The sequence below is a fragment of the Clostridium sp. genome (assembly GCF_036569345.1).
Classification (GTDB): Bacteria; Bacillota; Clostridia; order Clostridiales; family Clostridiaceae; genus Clostridium_AD.
The window spans coordinates 1-20,945 of sequence record NZ_DATCQT010000181.1 but is presented as its reverse complement, the minus strand read 5'-3'; the positions used below and the strand labels follow the sequence as shown (position 1 = coordinate 20,945).

The window sequence follows — 20,945 nt, the reverse complement described above, 5'->3', positions numbered from 1 at the left end:
TAAATTTTATTTAAAATTATTTAAATGTTTGTATGCTTTTATTTTGCTTGGTAATGAGAATAAATTAATAAATCCTTCTGCATCCTTATGATCATATAATACACTTGAACCAAATGAAGATATACTTGCATCGTATAATGCATTAGGTGATTCTTTACTTGCTACCATAATATTTCCTTTATACAGCTTTAATTTAACAGAGCCTGTTACGGTTTCTTGAGTCTTATCTACAAATGCATCAAGTGCTTCTCTCATAGTAGTAAACCAAAGCCCATCATAAACTAATTCTCCGTATTTCTGTGATATTTGATATTTAAAATGCAAAGTATCTTTATCTATAGTTATTTCCTCAAGTTCCTTATGAGCTGCATAAAGAACAGTACCACCTGGTGTTTCATATATTCCTCTAGATTTCATTCCCACAAGTCTATTCTCTACTAAATCTACAATACCTATTCCATTTTCTCCACCAATTTTATTTAATATCGTAACGATATCTATTGGTTCGAGTTCAATACCATCAACTTTTGTTGCAATTCCCTTATCAAAATATATTTCCACAAAAGTAGGCTCATCTTTAGCTTTTTCTGGAGGTGTGACCATAAGATACATATCACGTTTATGATCATTTTTAAAGTCTTCAATATCTCCACCTTCATGACTTGCATGCCATAAGTTTTGATCAACTGAATATATTTTTTCCTTGGTAACTGATATTTCTATGCCACGAGCATTAGCATAATCAATAGCATCTTCTCTTGATTTTATATCCCAAATTCTCCATGGTGCAATAATCTTTATAGAAGGATCTATTGCTGCTATTGCAACTTCAAATCTAACCTGATCATTACCTTTACCGGTACATCCGTGACATATATATTTTGCCCCTTCTTTATGAGCGATTTCCACAAGTTTTTTAGCTATTAATGGTCTTGCAAAAGCTGTACCTAATAAATATTTTCCTTCATATACAGCATTCGCTTTAACTCCTTTAAATACATAATCTTTTATAAATTCAGCTGTTACGTTCTCGATATATATTTTTTCTGCCCCTGAGCTTAAAGCCTTTTTCTCAATTGCCTTCATATCATCTTCTTGTCCAACATTAATGCAAGCTGCTATAACATCCATATCATAGTTTTCCTTAAGCCACGCTATTATTATAGAAGTATCTAATCCTCCTGAATATGCTAAAACTACTTTCTCTTTCATTTTTTTATCCCCTTCCGATTTAGTTAATATTTTTTTAATATATTAATATTGACATATTTTCTATCTTAAAGTATCTTATTCAAAAACTCTTTAGTTCGTTGCTCTTTGGGACTTGAGAAAAATTCTTCAGGAGTTCCCTCTTCTACAATTTTTCCACCATCCATAAATATAACTCTATCTGCAACTTCCTGTGCAAACCCCATTTCATGAGTTACAACAACCATAGTCATACCCTCTTTTGCAAGATCTTTCATTACTCCCAAAACCTCACCAACAAGTTCTGGGTCTAAGGAAGATGTTGGTTCATCGAAGAGCATTATATCAGGTCTCATAGCGAGTGACCTTGCTATAGCTACTCTTTGCTTTTGCCCTCCTGATAACTTCGACGGGTAATCATCAACCTTTTCTTTAAGACCTACCTTCTCAATTATTACATTAGCTCTCTTTAATACTTCTTGTCTATTTTCATGTTTAACGATAATTGGAGCCTCAATAACATTTTCGAGTACAGTCATATGATGAAACAAATTAAAGTTTTGAAATACCATTCCTACTTTTTCTATTGTATTTCTCATATGCTTTTTGTTTTTAACATCAAGCTTTTCTCCCTCAATAAAAACTTCTCCACCATTAGGAACCTCAAGGTGATTTAAACATCTTAAAAATGTGCTTTTTCCTGAACCAGAAGGCCCTATTATAACTAGTACTTCTCCTTTTTTAACTGTTACATTTAATCCTTCAAACACCGTTAGGTTACCAAACTTTTTAGTTAAATTTTTAGTTTCTATCATATACATCCTATATCACCTCTGCTAATATACTGACAGTTTTTTTTCGTAATATGAAAAAACTGTAGTAAAAATTGTTGTCATTAATAGATATAAACATCCAGTAACAAAGAAAGCTTCCAAAGGTCTAAAGCTTGATGCATATAAGAGTTGTGCTTTCCTCATCAATTCTTCCATAGCAATAGTTGACACTAAAGAAGTATCCTTAAGCATTGTTATAAATTCATTGCCAACCGATGGAATAATTATTTTAAAGGTTTGGGGTAGTATTACTCTTTTCATAGTATCAAAATAAGTAAAACCTAATGACTTGCAAGCTTCAAATTGCCCTTTATCTACTGAGAGTATTCCACCTCTTATTATTTCTGCCATGTAAGCTCCCGAATTTAAACTAAGTCCTATTATTGCCGTTTGAAATGGTGAAAGCTGAATACCTACAAATGGAAACCCATAATATAAAACAAATAATTGAAGTAGCATAGGTGTTCCTCTAAAAATCCAAGTATAAAATCCAGCCACACTAGCCAATAACTTATTTTTAGAAAGTTTCTGTAATGCTGTAAGTATTCCTATTATTGTTCCGAATACTACTGATATTATTGTTAGTTCTATAGTCATTAAACTTCCTTGTATTAACAAAGGAAACATATCTTTTAAAACATTTATATCCATTCTTGACCTCCTAGCCTTCCTCTGTGGCAGATAACAATTATTAATTGTTATCCCCCTAGTATTCCTCTGGTGCGGGGTAACAATTATTTATTATTACCTTGATAGCTATTTCTTATATGCGTCAAATCCGAACCATTTAATAGAAAGCTTAGAAAGTGTTCCATCAACTTTAAGTTCATTAAGTGCCTTTTGTATTGCTACTTTTAATTCTACATCCTTTTTCTTAAATCCAATTCCAATAGGTTCTTCACTAATTTTTTCTGTTAAAACCTCATACTGTCCTGGTTTTTTTGCTACATAATATCCACCAACTTGTGCATCCATAATTACCGCATCAACTCTTCCAATTGATAATTCCTGGAAAGCCTCAGTAATTTTATCATACCTTTTAACTTCTTTTAAGCCCTTCATTGCTGTAGCTGCAGTATCTCCTGTAGATCCTAACTGACAAGCTACTACCTTGCCTTTTAAATCTGCTAAGCTTTTTATTGTTGTATTCCCTTGTTTTATAGCCGCAACTTGACCACCCATTACATAAGAATCAGAAAAATCTATACTCTTTTTTCTAGCATCTGTAATACTCATCGCTGAAAGTATTATATTAAATTTTGATGAGGAAAGTGCTAAAACTATTCCATTAAAATCAGTAGAAGTATATTCTGTCTTCACACCTAATTTTTTTCCTATTTCATTTCCCAAATCTACATCAAAACCAACTAATACATTCTTAGAATCTCTAAATTCCATTGGAGGATAAGAATCATCTAATCCTACAGTTAATTTACCTGCCTTTTGAACTTCTTGTAGCGAATTAAGTGTTTCCTTTTTTTGCCCACATCCTACAAGTAATACCCCTACCATAATAACTGTTAATATAATTGATATATTTTTTTTCAATTCTACCACTCCCCCATTTATAATATTATTGAATATTTATGCATTGTTATGCATAGTATATATTTTCGTCTGCTCTTTTTCATTAGCTTTATGCATGCTTTTATTATTGGTTTAACTAGTCTTCATTTGTTTATTATATATTACTTTTCATAATAATGCAATGCTTTTTCTTAATACCTATTCATTTTATATAATATTTATGCATATTAAATAATGAAAATTTGTAAAGCTAATTTATTTAACTTTTTTAAGTAAAAATTAATCAGCAATATTAAATACTTCTAAATTGGAACTCACAATATTTTTATTCATAATTTCTACTAACGCCTTTGCAGTATCTAAGGAGGTTAAAACCCCTAGAGAATTCTCAATAGCTGTTCTTCTAATTCTAAAACCATCTGTTTTCGAATCATTCCCTTTAGTAGGTGTATTTATTACTAAATCCACCTGTCTATTCTTTATTACATCAATAATATTAGGGATTCCGTCAGATATTTTTTTAACCTCTAAGGCATCAATGCCATTGTCTTTTAATAACTTAGCTGTGCCCTCTGTTGCTATAAATTTATAATTCAATTTACTAAACTCCTTGGCTATATACAAAAATTCTTTATTATCCAAAGGATTTATTGTTGCCAATATAACTCCTTTTTCTTTTTTTACTTTCATTCCAGACGCAATAAATCCTTTATATAGAGCTTCTTCAAAATTTCTTCCTACCCCCAAAACCTCTCCTGTAGATCTCATTTCAGGTCCAAGGCATACTTCAACTTCAGGAAGTTTTTGAGTTGAGAATACTGGAACTTTAACTGACACTAATTTAGATTCCTTGTAAACTCCAGTTCCATACCCGAAATCCTTTAATTTTTCTCCTAGCATAACTCTTGTAGCAAGTTCTACTATTGGCACTTTACTAACCTTGCTGATATATGGAACTGTACGACTAGCTCTTGGATTAACCTCTATTATATATAATTCATTTTTAAATTCTATAAACTGAATATTAATCATACCAATTACTTGGAGTCCTATTGCTATTTTCTTTGTGTATTCTAATATTTTTTCTTTTATTTCATCTGATATGTTTTGACTAGGATATATTGTAATGCTATCTCCAGAATGAACTCCAGCTCTCTCTAAATGTTCCATAATACCTGGTATTAATATATCTCGTCCATCACAAATAGCATCAACTTCTATCTCTCTACCTAATAAATATCTATCTATTAAAACGGGATTTTTTGTATCCTTCTCAAATGCATGCTTTAAATAATGTTTCAATTCCTTTTCTGCATAAGTTATTTCCATTCCCTGCCCACCTAATACATAAGACGGCCTAACCAAAACCGGATAGCCTATTTTTTTAGCCTCATTTAATCCTTCTTTTAAATTCCAAACTGCCTTTCCTTTGGGTCTATTTATATTTAATTCTTCCAAAAGTGCATCAAATTTTTCTCTATCCTCTGCTTCATCTATTTTTTCAGGTTTAGTTCCATAAATAGGTACATTTTTTTCACTTAAAAATTTAGCAAGTTTAATAGCCGTTTGACCTCCAAATTGAAGTATTACTCCATCTGGTTTTTCTTTTTCAATAATATTAAATACTTCTTCCTCTGTTAATGGTTCAAAATATAATTTATCAGAAATATTAAAGTCTGTGCTTACCGTTTCTGGATTGTTATTTACTATTATTGTTTCAATTCCTAGATTTCTAAGAGCAATTACACTATGAACAGATGCGTAATCAAACTCAATTCCCTGCCCAATTCTTATTGGACCTGAGCCTATTACCATAACCTTCTTTCTATTACTTACCTCAACTTCATCATACTCATCATAAGTTGAGTAATAATATGGTGATAATGCTTCAAATTCTCCTCCACATGTATCAACCATTTTATAAACAGGTTTAATATTCCAGTTATTTCTAAGTTCGTAAATTACATTTGGGTTTACGTGTAATAAATCTGCAATCCCTTTATCTGAAAATCCTTTTTTCTTTAATAAAAGTAACCATTCTTTATTCATATCTTTCACTGAAGATTTTTTTATCTTTTCCTCTTCATCTACTATCCACTTAATTTTATTTACAAAAAAACTGTCAACTCCTGTAATTTCTGAAACCTTTTCAACTCTATAATCACGTCTAAGCATTTCAGCTAAATTAAATATCCTCTCATCATCAGCAGCCACTACCCTCTTCTTTAATTCTTTTAAACTTTTATGTGAAAGCGAATCGCATTGTAATGAATACTTTCCAATTTCCAGAGAGCGAATTCCTTTTAATAAAGCTGCTTCGAAATTACTACCAATTGACATTATCTCGCCAGTAGCCATCATCTTTGTACCTAATACCCTATTTGCCCCTTCAAACTTATCAAAAGGCCACCTAGGAATTTTAACAACTACATAATCGAGTGATGGTTCAAAACAAGCATAAGTCTTTTGTGTTACTGCATTTTTTATTTCATCTAGCGCATATCCAAGTGCTATTTTAGCTGCAACTTTTGCAATAGGATACCCTGTGGCCTTTGAAGCAAGAGCTGAAGATCTACTTACCCTTGGATTAATTTCTATAACTGCATACTCAAAGCTTTTTGGATTAAGAGCAAGTTGCACATTGCACCCGCCTTCTATTCCCACATTGTTTATAATATCTATAGATGCACTTCTAAGCATTTGATATTCTTTATCTGAAAGAGTTTGGCTTGGTGCAACAACAATGCTATCTCCAGTATGTATTCCCACGGGATCTATATTTTCCATATTACATATTGTAATACAATTACCATTACTATCCCTCATAACTTCATATTCTATCTCTTTCCACCCTTTAATGCTTTTTTCTAAAAGGACCTGACCGATAGAACTTAATTCTAGTCCTAATTCTAGAATTTGAGTTAGTTCCTCCTCTGATTCAGCAATTCCACCTCCACTTCCTCCCATAGTATATGCCGGCCTTACAATCACAGGATAACCTATCAGGCTTGCAAAACTCACCCCACCTGCTATATCTGTAGCAATTGTGCTTTCAACAATTGGTTGTTTAATTTCCAGCATAAGATTTCTGAAAATTTCTCTATCTTCACCTTTTTTAATGGCTTCAATAGATGTTCCAATTACCCGAACATTATATTTACTTAATATGTTATTATCAAATAGTTCAACTGCTAAATTAAGTCCCGTTTGACCTCCCATACCAGCAAGTAAACTATCTGGTCTTTCCTTTTTAATAACCTTTTCCAAAAATTCTATAGTTAATGGTTCTATATAAACAATGTCCGCAACCTCTTTATCTGTCATTATTGTTGCTGGATTACTATTTACAAGTACAACTTTTATGCCTTCCTCTTTTAATGCTTGACAAGCTTGCGTTCCAGAATAATCAAATTCAGCGGCTTGCCCTATTATTATTGGACCTGATCCAATTACTAATACTTTTTTAATACTTTTATCTAATGGCATAATAATCCCCCTATTCGTTATTTATTGTTAATTTCATTTGTAAATCTCGTACTTTTATATTATTTTCACTTTTATTTAATTCCAAACTATAAGTTACAAGTAGCTACCCTTATTAATGAAAGAAATTTATCAAAGATTACTTCTATATCCTTAGGTCCCGGGCAAGCCTCTGGATGGAACTGAACACTAAATATAGGTAGATTTTTATGTTTCATTCCTTCTATGGTTCCGTCATTTACACTTACATGAGTAACTTCCATATCCTCTGGAAGTCTGCTTACATAATAACCGTGGTTTTGTGATGTAATATACACCTTATTTTCTTCTATATCTTTAACTGGGTGATTACAACCTCTATGACCGAACTTAAGCTTTTTAGTTTCCCCTCCAAGGGCTAAAGCTAAAAGTTGATGTCCTAGACAAATCCCAACTATTGGTTTTTTACCTATAATTTCTTTTACCATCTCAATTACCTCTTGCAAATCTTCTGGGTTTCCAGGTCCATTTGATAAAAATACTAAATCTGGATTAACCTTTAATATTTCCTCTGACTTAGAATATGCAGGAAATATCGTTATTTTGCAATTTCTCGCAGCGAAGGAGCGCAGTATATTTTCTTTTATTCCAAAATCTATAACAGCTATATGTCGTCCCGCACCTTCAATTGTGTAGACCTCTTTTGAAGTAACCGATCTTACTGCATCTCTATTATTAAAATCCATAAACTTTTGCTCTATTTCACCTTTTGTAAGTTCCTTTGTAGCAATAATCCCTTTCATAGTTCCTTTATTTCTAAGTATTTTTGTTAATGCTCTTGTATCAATGCCTTCCAGGCCAATTATCTTATTTTGCTTAAGATATCCCTCTAAATCCATTTCACATCTCCAGTTATTAGGTGAATCACACTTTTCTCTAACAATAAGTCCTTTCACCTTAGGTGACTTTGATTCTACATCATCTAGATTGATTCCATAATTTCCTATAAGTGGATATGTCATAGTTACTATTTGTCCATAATAAGATGGATCAGTTAAAATTTCTTCATACCCCGACATACCTGTATTAAAAACTACTTCCCCAACACTTTCTTCTATATATCCAAACATATTACCTTCGAATATTATTCCATTCTCTAAAATCAACTTACCTTTCATATTAAATCCTCCTTAGTATAAATAAAAGCAATCATTTTCCAGATATATTAAGAAAGATAACAAAATGATTATTTAAATAATCTCTCTGTTATCCTTATTAACATGTTAATCATATTTAGTAATAAAATAAAAAACATACTTACAGGTTTATTGTGACAATCAATAACTGCATTATATTTAATATTATTAAATTCAAATTCATTAGGACAAAAAATTAACGACGTATTTTTTTTCAATTGTACCACTCCCATTTATGCCTATCTAATTTATGAATATTTATTCATGTTTGTGCATATATATTATTTCTTCTCACTGAATTGTTTCTAAACTCATATTATTGATTTAACTGGCTTCTTTTTATTTATTATATATTGTTTTTAATAATATTGCAATGATTTTGTGTTTATTATTATTCATTTTGTATAATATTTATTCATAACGACAAATAAAACTAACTAATCTACTTCTTCTATTCAATTATTTTTAGTTATAATAAAATTGAAAAATCGCCCTCAGCTAATATTTAGCTAAGGGCGACCACATTTATATTTTTATTCTAACCTTTTTTTACTAATCTGCAATATTAAATACTTCTAAATTTGCACTCACAATGTTTTTCTTCATTATTTCTACTAATGCGTTTGCAGTATCTAATGAAGTAATAACTGATGTGTTATTTTCTATAGCTGTTCTTCTAATTCTAAATCCATCTGTTTTCGAATCATTTCCTTTAGTAGGGGTATTTATCACTAAATCCACCTGCCTGTTCTTTATTACATCTATGATATTAGGGGTTCCTTCTGTGATTTTTTTAACTTCTATTGAATTTATTCCGTTGTCCTTTAACAGCTTAGCTGTCCCCTTCGTCGCTATGAATTTATAATTCAATTCACTAAAACCTTTAGCTATATACAAAAACTCTTCGTAATCTTGTTGATTTATTGTCGCCAAGATAACTCCCTTTTCTTTTTTAACTTTCATTCCAGACGCAACAAACCCTTTATATAATGCTTCTTCAAAATTTCTTCCTATTCCTAGAACCTCTCCTGTGGATCTCATTTCAGGTCCGAGGCACACCTCGACCTCTGGTAGTTTCTGAGTAGAAAATACCGGAACTTTAACTGACACTAATTTAGGTTCCTTGTAAACTCCAGTTCCATAACCAAAGTCCTTTAACTTTTCGCCTAGCATAACCCTAGTTGCAAGCTCTACTATTGGAACATTACTAACTTTACTAATATATGGAACTGTACGGCTAGCTCTTGGATTAACTTCTATTATGTATAATTCATCTTTAAATTCTATGAACTGGATATTAACCATGCCAATTACTTGGAGTCCTATAGATATCTTCTTTGTGTATTCTAATATTTTTTCTTTTATTTTATCTGATATGTTTTGACTTGGATATATTGTAATACTATCTCCGGAATGAACTCCTGCCCTCTCTAGATGTTCCATAATACCTGGTATTAATATTTCCTCGCCATCACAAATAGCATCAACTTCTATCTCTCTACCTAATAAATATCTATCTATTAAAACAGGATTTTTCTTATCTTTAATAAATGCATGCTTTAAATAATGTTTTAATTCCTTTTCTTCATAAGTTATTTCCATTCCCTGTCCGCCTAGTACATAAGATGGCCTAACCAAAACCGGATAACCTATTTTTTTAGCCTCATTTAAGCCCTCTTTTAAGTTCCAGACTGCCTTTCCTTTTGGTCTATTTATATTTAACTCTTCTAAAAGTGCATCAAATTTTTCTCTATCCTCCGCAGCATCTATTTGCTCAGGCTTAGTTCCATATATGGAAATATTTTTTTCACTTAAAAATTTAGCAAGTTTAATAGCGGTTTGGCCTCCAAATTGAAGTATTACTCCATCTGGTTTTTCTTTTTCAACAATATTAAATACTTCTTCCTCAGTTAGAGGTTCAAAATATAATTTATCTGAAATATTAAAGTCTGTACTTACCGTTTCTGGATTATTATTTACAATAATAGTTTCAATTCCTAGCTTTTTAAGGGCTATTACACTATGAACTGATGCATAATCAAACTCAATCCCCTGTCCTATCCTTATAGGACCTGAGCCTATTACCATAACCTTCTTCCTATTGCTTACCTCAACCTCATCATATTCATCATAAGTTGAGAAGTAATATGGCGATAAGGCTTCAAATTCCCCTCCACATGTATCTACCATCTTATATACAGGTTTAATATCCAATGTATTTCTCAATTCATAAATAACATCTGGACTTACACCCAATAAGTCTGCAATTCCTTTATCTGAAAATCCTTTTTTCTTTAATAAATATAACCATTCTTTATTCATATCCTTAAGTGAGGAGTTTTTTATCTTTTCCTCCTCATCTACTATCCACTTAATCTTATTTACAAAGAATTTATCTATCCCTGTAATTTCCGAAACCTTTTCCACTCTATAATCACGTCTAAGCATTTCAGCTAAATGAAATATTCTCTCATCGTCAGGTGCCATTACTCTTTTTTTCAATTCTTTTAAACTTTTTTGTGAAAGCGAATCGTATTGCATTGAATACTGTCCGATTTCCAAAGAACGTATTCCTTTTAATAAAGCTGCTTCAAAATTGCTCCCGATTGACATTATCTCTCCAGTAGCCATCATCTTTGTCCCGAGTACTCTATTTGCACCATCAAACTTATCAAAAGGCCATCTAGGAATTTTAACAACTACATAATCTAATGAAGGTTCAAAACACGCATATGTTTTTTGTGTTACTGCATTTTTTATTTCATCCAGTGTATATCCAAGCGCTATTTTCGCTGCTACTTTTGCAATGGGATATCCTGTAGCCTTCGAAGCTAGTGCAGAGGACCTACTTACCCTTGGATTAATTTCTATAACTGCATATTCGAAGCTTTTGGGGTCGAGTGCAAGTTGCACATTGCAGCCACCTTCTATGCCTACACTGTTTATAATATCTATGGAAGCACTTCTAAGCATTTGATATTCTTTATCTGAAAGGGTTTGGCTTGGTGCTACAACAATACTATCTCCTGTATGTATTCCAACAGGATCTACATTTTCCATATTACATATTGTAATGCAATTGCCATTACTGTCCCTCATAACTTCATATTCTATTTCTTTCCACCCTTTAATCGACTTTTCTAAAAGAACCTGCCCGATTGAACTTAATTCTAAACCTAATTTTAAAATTTCAATTAATTCCTCTTCTGTTTCAGCAATTCCACCTCCGCTTCCTCCCATAGTGTATGCTGGTCTGACGATTACAGGATAACCTATCGTACTTGCAAAACTTACTCCCCCTGCTATATCTGTAGCAATTGTGCTTTCAACAACCGGTTGCTTAATTTCCAGCATAAGATTTCTAAAAAGCTCTCTATCTTCCCCTTTTTTAATAGCCTCAATAGAGGTTCCAATTACTCTCACATTATATTTTTCTAAAATACCATTATCAAATAGTTCCACGGCTAAATTAAGTCCCGTTTGCCCCCCCATACCAGCAAGTAAACTATCTGGTCTTTCCTTTTTAATAACCTTTTCCAAAAATTCTATTGTTAATGGTTCTATATAAACATTATCCGCAATCTCTTTATCTGTCATTATTGTTGCTGGATTACTATTTACAAGTACAACTTCTATGCCTTCCTCTTCTAATGCTTGGCAAGCTTGTGTCCCTGAATAATCAAATTCAGCAGCTTGACCTATTATTATTGGACCTGACCCAATTACTAGTACTTTTTTAATACTTATATCTAATGACATATGAATCCCTCCTATATGGTATCTCTTGACTTCTATTTGTGTATCCTAAACTTTCTAAACTATATGTTATCTACATTTATTTAAACACTATATTAGCGAAAGAAATTTATCAAAAATTACATCTATATCTTTGGGACCTGGGCAAGCTTCTGGATGGAACTGCACACTAAATATCGGTAGATTTTTATGTCTCATTCCTTCTATTGTTCCATCATTTACGCTTACATGAGTAACTTCCATATCTTTTGGCAATGTACTTACATAAAATCCGTGATTTTGCGATGTAATATATACTTTATTTTCTTCTATATCTTTAACTGGATGATTGCAACCTCTATGACCAAATTTAAGTTTTTCAGTTTTTCCCCCAAGGGCTAATGCTAAAAGCTGATGTCCTAGGCAAATTCCCACTATTGGCTTTTTACCTATAATTTCTTTTAACATCTTAATTACTTCTTGTAAATCTTCTGGGTCTCCAGGTCCGTTTGATAAAAATATTAAATCTGGATTAACTTTTAATATTTCTTCCCCAGTAGCATCTGCAGGAAAAATTGTTAATTTACAATTTCTATGCTTAAATGAACGCAGTATATTTTCTTTTATTCCAAAATCCACAATTGCTACATGTTGCTCTGTACCTTCAATTGTATAACATTCTTTTGAAGTAACATTCATTACTGCATCACTATTATTAAAACTCGTTAGCTTTTCGTCTATCTCACTTTGCGATAAATCTGTCGTCGCAATAATTCCTTTCATAGTTCCATTATTCCTAAGCATTTTTGTTAATGCCCTTGTGTCAATGCCTTCCAGTCCTATTATTTTATTTTGCTTTAAATATCCTTCAAGGTCCATTTCACATCTAAAGTTATTGGGATAATCACATTTCTCTCTAACAATAAAACCCTTCACCTTAGGCGACTTTGACTCTACATCTTCTAAATTAATTCCGTAATTCCCAATGAGTGGGTATGTCATAGTTACTATTTGTCCATAATAGGATGGATCCGTTAAAATTTCTTGATATCCAGTCATACCTGTATTAAAAACTACTTCTCCTACACTTTCCCCTAAATACCCAAATATATTACCTTCAAATATTATTCCATTCTCTAAAATCAACTTACCTTTCATATTAAATCCTCCTAAGTAAAAATAAAAGCTTATTTTTTCTAACAAAATAAAGGATAATAGGGAGATTATCTAAATAATCCCTCTATTATCCTTCTTAATATATTAATCCCATTTATTAACGAAATAGAAAATATACTTACAGTTTTATTGCAAAAATCATTAACTGTATTATATTTATTAGTATTAAATTCAAAATTGGCCGAACAAAAAACACATAACATAATCATCTATACTCCTTCCTAGCCTCACAGGACTAACTTAAAAGTGTACTTCTCTTTTATTTATAATTTCTACTCATTGTAATTTAGATTTTATAATTTGTCAATGCATAGATATTATTTTTAGTTGCAAATTTATTCAAATTTGATAATATATTAGATGTATCTAAAATTATTTATAATTCTTTATGATGTATCTACGACATAAAATAGCCAGGAGGCAATAATATGCAAAAAATAGGAATGAGAAATATCAAAACTGCAATTTCAGTTTTTTTATGTATAATAATATTAAGGGCTTTTCACAATACATCTCCCTTTTATGCATGTATAGCTGCTGTAATAACAATGCAGAGTGCTGTCCATGATTCCTTTACTACAGGCAAAAACAGAATGATAGGTACTATTATAGGTGCAATTTGGGGATTAATTTTCGCGTTAATAAGTCCAAGTAATATATTTCTTACCGGAATTGGAATAGTGTTTGTAATTTACTCTTTGAATCTACTTAAGCGAAAAAAATCAATCAGTATTGCCTGCATAGTTTTTATAGCAATAATGACGAATCTTAAAGACGCAACACCTCTTATTTATAGTTTAAGTAGAGTTGCAGAAACTTTTCTAGGTATATTTGTATCAGTTTTAGTAAACTATCTTATATCCCATCCTAAATACTTAGATAACTTACATAAAAATGCGAAAACTTTAGCTCATGATGTTTTTGAAATTTCTAAAGAGATGATTAATTGCAATGTTAGCATTAATCTTTCTATATTAAACATTCAAATATCCAAATTAGAAAAATCTCTAGACTCGTACTTAAGTGAAATACAAAGTGCGAATGTTGAAACCCAACATATACTTAAAATTAATAAAGTCATAAATTTTTCAAAAACTGCTTATAATCATTTAGTTATACTAAACTCTTTAACCCTAACCCATTATCCCTTTAATCGTTGTTTTACCGAAAGTAACTGCACTAGAATAAATGAATTATTTGATGAACATATACTTAGTATTCCATATAATACAAACGATATAAACATAGTATTTAACTACCATCTTCAAAATTTACTTATAACTTTAACTATCTTAAGTGAGATATACTAGCAATATTAGAAATCATAACTCATTAATTATATTTCATGTTTTTCTCGTATTATTATATAATAGAAAACATGTTGCATATCCCAGCATGTTTTTTTATAAATTCTTCTCTGTATAATATACAATACCTAGTGCCCCAGGTCCAACATGAGTTCCTATTACAGGACCAATTGGAGCTATATCTACTTTTTTGCCTATATATTCTTCAATTGTTTTTGCAAAAGCTAGTGCCCCTTCCACATCATTTATGTGATGTATAATTACATCTCCTAGTCCATGTGCTGTTTTATCTTCTATAAATTTATTAATCATAGCTTTAATTGCTCGTTTTTTAGTCCTTACTTTATCATACAATTCTGTTTTTCCATCTATTACAGTAAGAATAGGTTTTATTTGTAAAACGGTACCAATTAATGCACTTGCACCACCTATTCTGCCACCTTTTCTTAAGTATTCTAAAGTGTCTGGTATAAATAAAAATTTACTTCTTTTTATATTGTCCTTTACTATTTCAACTACTTCATTTATTGATTTTCCTTGGCAAGCTGCCCTAGCACCTGTTAATGCAGCAAATCCTAATTGCATACAATTGGATCTTGAATCTATAATTTCAATTAATGCATTCGGGTAATTTTCAATAATCATACTCTTTGCAAGGCACGCATTTGAATAGGTACCGCTCATCTCAGAGGACAAAAATACACCAACAACTTCATTATTATCTATTACTTGTTTTTCTAGGATATTGTACATTTCCTCAAGTGATGGCTGTGATGAGGTTGGAATATTTAAACTCTTATTAAGTTTTTCATAAAAATTTTCATTCTTAATATCAATTTCTTTGAACTCCTCACTTTCAAAAATAACACTTAGAGAGACTATAGAAATATCATATCTTTCTTTTAACTCCTCACTTATATACGAGGTACTATCAGTTACTACTTTTACGGTCATTATTAATCCCTCACTTATTATTAAATATTACCCATATTATACTACACTCTTGTGCTAAACAATACCTTAGCGTCAGACTTATCATATTAATATTCAAATTTTGTTATAAATAATGGTTGTCTTTTAATTAAATAAACATTTATAGAGATAATAAATGTAATATTTTTCAAAAATTATTAAATTATTTTGAACTCCTATAAATAGCACTTATATGGCGCTTCATATGTTATACTAGTATTGAAAAAAAGTGGGTGGTATACATAATTCAGTAAATATTTTGCTTTAAATCAATATTTATTAAAATTAATGATTTAATATAATAAATATAAATCAAAGGGAGGTGCTGCATAAATATAGGTTAAATACTTATTCTCAACCTATATTTCTGAGCAGGGAAAAATGGATAAAAATAGTAAGGAAAATAATGAAAATAAAGAAAATAATGAAATAATAAATACCATGTATTCTAATAATACCGTTTTTGAAAAACATAACTCAAGTACCGAGCATAGTAGGAATGTTAAATTAAAACATGATGAAGAAAGTGAAAAATACATAAAAGAAATGCATGATTTAGCAGACAAAAACGAGTTTAAGAACAATGTAGTTGTTTCATTACTTGGTGTAATTATAGTATCTGTAATTATATTTTCTATTATCATGAACACTTCATTCATGAAACCTAAAACTGATGTAGTTGAAAGTAAAGCCGTTATCAATACTACCGATAGTTCTTCTACTGCGAAAAAAGCTCTTAACCCTATTGATACTCCTACGAAAATTTTCGAATATTTAAATGTAGAAGCAAATAAAAAAACTGTCTTAAAAAATGCAGTTGAGTTAAACGAAGGAAGTGAAAAGGGTCTTACTGTATATCTCTTAGCAGAAATTTTAAGATCTAATAATATTGCCATACCTACGAAAACATCTACTATCAAACAATTGGTGATAGATTTAACTTCTATGGAATGGAAAAAAAATACTGACTTCTCTAAATTAGAAAAAGGTGATATATGCTTCACTACAGATATGCCGAAAAGACCTGGTGTCCCTTCTCATGCATATGTATTTATGGGTTGGGTAAGCAATGGCAAAACTAACTATGCCAATGTAATTGACGGACAAGTGGAAGAATTTGGTTATTTGCTACATAAACGAAATTTATCCATTACAACTACAAATAAGGATAAATTCAGTTTCTTTCTTAGAAAATAAACTATTAATGAAATATCATAAAAGAAGTAATTAATTTTGTAATAAGCAAACAAAGGATAGCCAAATGGTTATCCTTTGTTTAATTTATTTTTTATTATAACTGGAAATTTTCGAACAATTTTAGTAAACTATATATAAACTGAATTTTAAAGTTATTCTAACCAATAAAAGGATAAAAATAAGGAGGTCCTAATGAAAAATTCTAATATTTTAAAATATTATTCTGGCTTACCCAAAAGTATTTATGTTATATTTTTTGCTAGAATTATTAATAGTATGGGTAGCTTTGTTCATCCTTTTCTAACCCTATTTCTTACTAAAAGTTTAGGCCTCGGAACTGAAACTGTAGGCTTATTTTTAATGATGGCAGCCTTTTCTTCTATACCTGGTTCACTAATAGGTGGAAAGTTAGCAGATCATATAGGTAGAAAAAAGATTGTTATTATTTCTCAAAGTTTGGCTGCATTATGTTTGATTCCTTGTGCATTTTTGGGTAAATCTATAATAATCCCTTATCTTTTAATTATTTCCTCCTTCTTTGGCGGAGCTGCTCAACCACCAAATAGCGCTATGTTGGCAGATTTAACAAATACTAAAAATAGAAAAGCAGCATACTCGCTCTTATATTTAGGGATTAACATAGGTTTTTCACTCGGCCCTCTAATTGCAGGCTTTTTATACAACCATTATTTGAAAATTTTGTTTTTAGGTGATGCCGCTACAACTATACTTTCATTAATATTAGTTGCTGTATTTGTAGAAGAAACCCTTCCCTCTAAGACAAATATTGAAGAAAAAGTAAATACTGATTTTTATAACGAAAATGAAAAAGCTGAAGAAGGTACCTTATTATGTGTACTTTTAAAAAGGCCTTATCTTATAGCCTTCGCCTTAGTATCAATGATTTATTCATTCATGTATTCTCAATACGGTTTCATAATACCAATGCAAATAGATAAACTTTTCAGCAGCAGTGGTCCAAAACTTTATGGTTCTCTAATGTCTATTAATGGACTAGTTGTCGTTACTATGACCATAATAGTAACTGCTGTAACAAAAAAACTTAAACCTATATTTAATATTACTTTAGCTGGTTTGTTTTTCTCCATAGGTTTCGGAATGTTATTTTTTGCAAAAACATATATAGTCTTTGTTATTTCTACAATTATATGGACAATTGGTGAAATATTATCTGCTACCAATTCTGGAGTATATATTGCAAATCATACCCCCATGTCCCATAGAGGTAGGTTTAATGCAGTTATCCCATTAATTACTGGTACAGGCTTTGCAGTTGGTCCCTTTATGATGGGCTTGTTTATTAGAAATAGACCAATAAACTCAGCATGGCTTGTTGTATTTATTTTTGGTGTTTTAGCTTCTACTTGTATGTATTTACTCTATTTAAATGAAAAGAGAAAATTGTCTTAGAAACACTAATACCTCAGGGTGTCCTGAGGTATTAGTGTTTTATTTCTATTATGACATTATATTCTATATCGCAAATAAAAAATATCTTCATACAAATTAAACTTCTTTTAAAAACTAATTTTTATGCTTTATAATTCCCACAGCAATGCCAATAATGTATGTATCTTCACTATCTACTAAAATTGGCTGATATTTTTTATTCTCTGGTACAAGTAACACTCTATCACGTCTTATAGAAAGCCTCTTTAAAGTGGCATTACCTCCTATATCAACTGCCACAATATCATTATTATTTGCAGCTTGCTCCTGTCGTATTACTACGTAATCCCCATGATTAATGTTAGCCCCAATCATACTGTCACCTTTAACCTTTAAAATGAATGGAGTTTTCACTCCCTTTAACCAATATTTAGGAATATAAAAATTGCCTTCTATTTCAGAATTAATTTGTATAGGTTCACCTGCAGCTATATTACTGTAGACAGGTAGTTCCAATAATTCCTCATTTATATACTCATAGTTGCCTTTTTCATCATTCACTATAATATCGGATATTCTACTATAATCTCTCATAAATTCATATGTTCTGTTATGTCTTATATCACAATACTTAAAGTTCTCCAATGCATTTATATCTAGATTTTTGCTTGTTATATCCTTATTTATTTCCAAGGTTCCATCTGTTTCATAATTGTTTTTAAATGAATAAGGTTTCACCTTTTCTCCTAATGGCTTTGTGTTTACCCTCTTACCTTTTAGCATCCATGAACTAGTATTGTGAGTTCTATCCATGTCAACAATAAACGACATGCTAGAATAGGATTTTTCATTAAATAAGACATTAATAAAATCTAACTGAACCTTAGTTAAATTGTTACTATTGTCAATTATAATATGAGTGTACTTATCCATTGTATTTGACTCGACCATCCGTAATGCATATATATTAGCATCTTCAATATCAACTAAATTTTCGAAATTAAGCCTTTCATTATACATAAGCATAAGTTCAAATATTGCTTTCCTAGCAGTAGAATTTTTAAGAATTCTTTGTGGTCCTTGTCCTCTTTCACATTTTCTTCCTGTTCTATTTACTTGTAAATAGAGTTGGGCGTTTAAGTAATTGCAACTTTTAATCCACTTAACCTCTTCTAAAAAAAATTGAATATAATTTGTATGTAATATTCTTAGCCTTGGATAAATGTTTTTAATCTTCATTATACAATCTTTCATAATTTTAATTTTTTTGTTATTATCCATAATTATATTAATCTTTAATTTATGTTCATTTTTGTATTCTATAAAATATCTATGTAAAATGTTTTCTAAAGTAAGTACATGAAATTTTCTTGTTTTATTAGAAAATAGGGTTAAATAGTCTAACCTTGTTTCTTCCTCTGCCTTATTATATAAATTTTCAATGTAATTTATGTCTTCATCCTTACACGTCAACATTAATATTTTATCCTCTTCATATAAACAATAATTATTTTCCAAATAAAGACTTCTATAAATTGCTGCTGTTGTTTTGCCTGTTCTTTGAATACCTCTAATTAAGTTATATCTTGAGGGTTTATCGTGAATCATTTTTTGTTGTTCTAAACTTAGTTGCATTTAACCACCTCCGCTGTGGACATACTTATAGTATACAATAATAATATACTTAAAGTAAAATTTTTATAAAACCATAAAAACATAATATTTTTTAAAAATATAAAAAAATTACCAATGTATCATAACTTGATTTATGAATAACTAAACACATTTACTGAGCATACTAAGTTGTATATTAATTGATTTTTAAATGAATGAACTCGAGGTGATTAGTTTGAAAAGGAAAATGTTAAGTATTCTTATTTCTTCAATGCTTTTTGTTAATTGTTTTCCAAAAATAACTTACAGTAAAGATATAACAAATATTTCAAATAAAAACTCTAAAAATGAATTTATTAAGCACCATAATAATGATAAAGTGAAAATGCCTACCATAAAAAAAATTTACAAAAATGTCTTAAGTAATAATAAAATTCAAACTAATTTAAGCACTAAAGAATATAATTGGTATTTCCAACCCCGCAGTGACAATACCCCCCCTGATGGGCCTAAAGAAACCAGTCAATTTATATCAAAATATGGATGTTATTATTTGGGTGATACATCAAAGAAAATATTATATCTAACTTTTGATGAAGGTTACGAAGCTGGTTATACTGCTCCAATTTTAGATGTTCTAAAAAAACATAATGTAAAAGCAGCATTTTTCGTTGTAAAACCATATATTACTTCTAACCCAGAATTAATCAAAAGAATGGTATCTGATGGGCACTTAGTATGCAACCATAGTAATCATCACCCCTCTATGGCTTCAATAAAGGATGAAGAAAAATTTAAAAAGGAACTCTCTGATGTAGAAGAAGCATTTGAAAATATTACTCAGAAAAAGATGGCAATGTATTTTAGACCTCCAATGGGCAAATATAGTGAATTATCCTTACAATATACTAAAAACTACGGATATAAAACTATATTTTGGAGTTTTGCCTACATGGATTGGATTAAAGACAATCAACCCTCACATGAAACTGCAAAAAAACGTATTATGCAAAGAACGCATAATGGTGGAATTATGTTACTACATGCAGTATCAAAAACTAATGCAGAAATATTAGATAATGTAATTACAGAATGGGAAAACCAAGGATATGTGCTTAAAAGCTTAGATGAATTACCTTCAAAACCATAAGAATATTTCAACTAAAAAAACCTATCTGTAGATAGGTTCAGACTGTTGACAAACATAAAATGTAAAACACTCTAATAAATTGGAGTGTTTTTTTTGTAGGCAAAAAGGATTTTGGACCATCAATGTCGAATATATAGAGTATACAAACTTTGTAACTCGGAGGTCTTAATTATGATTA

General features: G+C 30.5%; 15 protein-coding genes. 4 read left to right on the top strand and 11 right to left on the bottom strand.

Features of this window, described 5'->3' with window-relative positions; translation table 11 throughout:
* Positions 1 to 6 precede the first annotated feature (6 nt).
* The 9 genes from VIM70_RS18905 to VIM70_RS18865 all read right to left on the bottom strand — a co-directional run bounded on the left by VIM70_RS18905 (position 7) and on the right by VIM70_RS18865 (position 13,099).
* Positions 7 to 1,212, bottom strand: coding sequence for an argininosuccinate synthase (locus VIM70_RS18905; protein WP_331947335.1), 1,206 nt, complete (start codon positions 1,210 to 1,212; stop codon positions 7 to 9).
* Between the two features lie 65 nt (positions 1,213 to 1,277).
* Positions 1,278 to 2,009 carry an amino acid ABC transporter ATP-binding protein gene (locus tag VIM70_RS18900; protein WP_331947334.1) on the bottom strand — a complete coding sequence of 244 codons (732 nt, stop codon included), beginning with the start codon at positions 2,007 to 2,009 and terminating at the stop codon, positions 1,278 to 1,280.
* Between the two features lie 15 nt (positions 2,010 to 2,024).
* Positions 2,025 to 2,672: an amino acid ABC transporter permease gene (locus tag VIM70_RS18895; RefSeq protein WP_331947333.1), complete on the bottom strand. Its 648-nt coding sequence runs from the start codon at positions 2,670 to 2,672 to the stop codon at positions 2,025 to 2,027.
* Positions 2,673 to 2,777: 105 nt separating this feature from the next.
* Positions 2,778 to 3,569, bottom strand: coding sequence for an ABC transporter substrate-binding protein (locus VIM70_RS18890; protein ID WP_331947332.1), 792 nt, complete (start codon positions 3,567 to 3,569; stop codon positions 2,778 to 2,780).
* A 258-nt stretch (positions 3,570 to 3,827) separates the two neighbouring features.
* Positions 3,828 to 7,034, bottom strand: a complete 3,207-nt coding sequence (gene carB / locus VIM70_RS18885) for a carbamoyl-phosphate synthase large subunit (RefSeq protein ID WP_331947331.1) — start codon at positions 7,032 to 7,034, stop codon at positions 3,828 to 3,830.
* A gap of 86 nt (positions 7,035 to 7,120) precedes the next feature.
* Positions 7,121 to 8,188, bottom strand: a complete 1,068-nt coding sequence (locus tag VIM70_RS18880; RefSeq protein WP_331947330.1) for a carbamoyl phosphate synthase small subunit — start codon at positions 8,186 to 8,188, stop codon at positions 7,121 to 7,123.
* Between the two features lie 68 nt (positions 8,189 to 8,256).
* On the bottom strand, positions 8,257 to 8,424 hold the full coding sequence (locus tag VIM70_RS18875; RefSeq protein ID WP_331947329.1) for a hypothetical protein: 168 nt from the start codon (positions 8,422 to 8,424) through the stop codon (positions 8,257 to 8,259).
* A 334-nt stretch (positions 8,425 to 8,758) separates the two neighbouring features.
* The gene (gene carB / locus VIM70_RS18870; protein ID WP_331947328.1) at positions 8,759 to 11,965 is read right to left on the bottom strand and encodes a carbamoyl-phosphate synthase large subunit; all 3,207 of its coding nucleotides are present in this window, start codon (positions 11,963 to 11,965) and stop codon (positions 8,759 to 8,761) included.
* 87 nt (positions 11,966 to 12,052) lie between these two features.
* On the bottom strand, positions 12,053 to 13,099 hold the full coding sequence (locus tag VIM70_RS18865) for a carbamoyl phosphate synthase small subunit (RefSeq protein WP_331947327.1): 1,047 nt from the start codon (positions 13,097 to 13,099) through the stop codon (positions 12,053 to 12,055).
* 446 nt (positions 13,100 to 13,545) lie between these two features.
* Between VIM70_RS18865 and VIM70_RS18860 the strand changes: the two genes are divergently transcribed.
* Positions 13,546 to 14,427: an FUSC family protein gene (locus tag VIM70_RS18860; RefSeq protein ID WP_331947326.1), complete on the top strand. Its 882-nt coding sequence runs from the start codon at positions 13,546 to 13,548 to the stop codon at positions 14,425 to 14,427.
* Positions 14,428 to 14,520: 93 nt separating this feature from the next.
* Here VIM70_RS18860 and VIM70_RS18855 read toward each other — a convergent pair whose 3' ends face one another.
* The gene (locus VIM70_RS18855; RefSeq protein WP_331947325.1) at positions 14,521 to 15,378 is read right to left on the bottom strand and encodes a DegV family protein; all 858 of its coding nucleotides are present in this window, start codon (positions 15,376 to 15,378) and stop codon (positions 14,521 to 14,523) included.
* 399 nt (positions 15,379 to 15,777) lie between these two features.
* Here VIM70_RS18855 and VIM70_RS18850 point away from each other — a divergent pair, with 399 nt between their 5' ends.
* Positions 15,778 to 16,593 (top strand): hypothetical protein, encoded by an 816-nt coding sequence (locus tag VIM70_RS18850; protein WP_331947324.1) that lies wholly within the window; start codon positions 15,778 to 15,780, stop codon positions 16,591 to 16,593.
* A 192-nt stretch (positions 16,594 to 16,785) separates the two neighbouring features.
* Entirely contained in the window at positions 16,786 to 18,024 is a 1,239-nt protein-coding gene (locus VIM70_RS18845; protein ID WP_331947323.1) for an MFS transporter, read from the top strand.
* A gap of 114 nt (positions 18,025 to 18,138) precedes the next feature.
* Here the strand turns inward: VIM70_RS18845 and VIM70_RS18840 are convergent, their stop codons facing one another.
* Positions 18,139 to 19,638: a LexA family transcriptional regulator gene (locus VIM70_RS18840; RefSeq protein ID WP_331947322.1), complete on the bottom strand. Its 1,500-nt coding sequence runs from the start codon at positions 19,636 to 19,638 to the stop codon at positions 18,139 to 18,141.
* A 214-nt stretch (positions 19,639 to 19,852) separates the two neighbouring features.
* On the opposite strand from VIM70_RS18840, the gene pdaA reads away from it, so the two are divergent.
* Positions 19,853 to 20,767, top strand: coding sequence for a delta-lactam-biosynthetic de-N-acetylase (pdaA, locus tag VIM70_RS18835; RefSeq protein ID WP_331947321.1), 915 nt, complete (start codon positions 19,853 to 19,855; stop codon positions 20,765 to 20,767).
* Positions 20,768 to 20,945 lie beyond the last annotated feature (178 nt).

Bases quoted from the DNA above. Each gene is read 5' to 3' on its own strand.
- VIM70_RS18905 (WP_331947335.1), bottom strand. From the start codon at position 1,212: ATGAAAGAGAAAGTAGTTTTAGCATATTCAGGAGGATTAGATACTTCT.
- VIM70_RS18900 (WP_331947334.1), bottom strand. From the start codon at position 2,009: ATGTATATGATAGAAACTAAAAATTTAACTAAAAAGTTTGGTAACCTA.
- VIM70_RS18895 (WP_331947333.1), bottom strand. From the start codon at position 2,672: ATGGATATAAATGTTTTAAAAGATATGTTTCCTTTGTTAATACAAGGA.
- carB (WP_331947331.1), bottom strand. From the start codon at position 7,034: ATGCCATTAGATAAAAGTATTAAAAAAGTATTAGTAATTGGATCAGGT.
- VIM70_RS18880 (WP_331947330.1), bottom strand. From the start codon at position 8,188: ATGAAAGGTAAGTTGATTTTAGAGAATGGAATAATATTCGAAGGTAAT.
- carB (WP_331947328.1), bottom strand. From the start codon at position 11,965: ATGTCATTAGATATAAGTATTAAAAAAGTACTAGTAATTGGGTCAGGT.
- VIM70_RS18865 (WP_331947327.1), bottom strand. From the start codon at position 13,099: ATGAAAGGTAAGTTGATTTTAGAGAATGGAATAATATTTGAAGGTAAT.
- VIM70_RS18860 (WP_331947326.1), top strand. From the start codon at position 13,546: ATGCAAAAAATAGGAATGAGAAATATCAAAACTGCAATTTCAGTTTTT.
- VIM70_RS18855 (WP_331947325.1), bottom strand. From the start codon at position 15,378: ATGACCGTAAAAGTAGTAACTGATAGTACCTCGTATATAAGTGAGGAG.
- VIM70_RS18850 (WP_331947324.1), top strand. From the start codon at position 15,778: ATGGATAAAAATAGTAAGGAAAATAATGAAAATAAAGAAAATAATGAA.
- VIM70_RS18845 (WP_331947323.1), top strand. From the start codon at position 16,786: ATGAAAAATTCTAATATTTTAAAATATTATTCTGGCTTACCCAAAAGT.
- VIM70_RS18840 (WP_331947322.1), bottom strand. From the start codon at position 19,638: ATGCAACTAAGTTTAGAACAACAAAAAATGATTCACGATAAACCCTCA.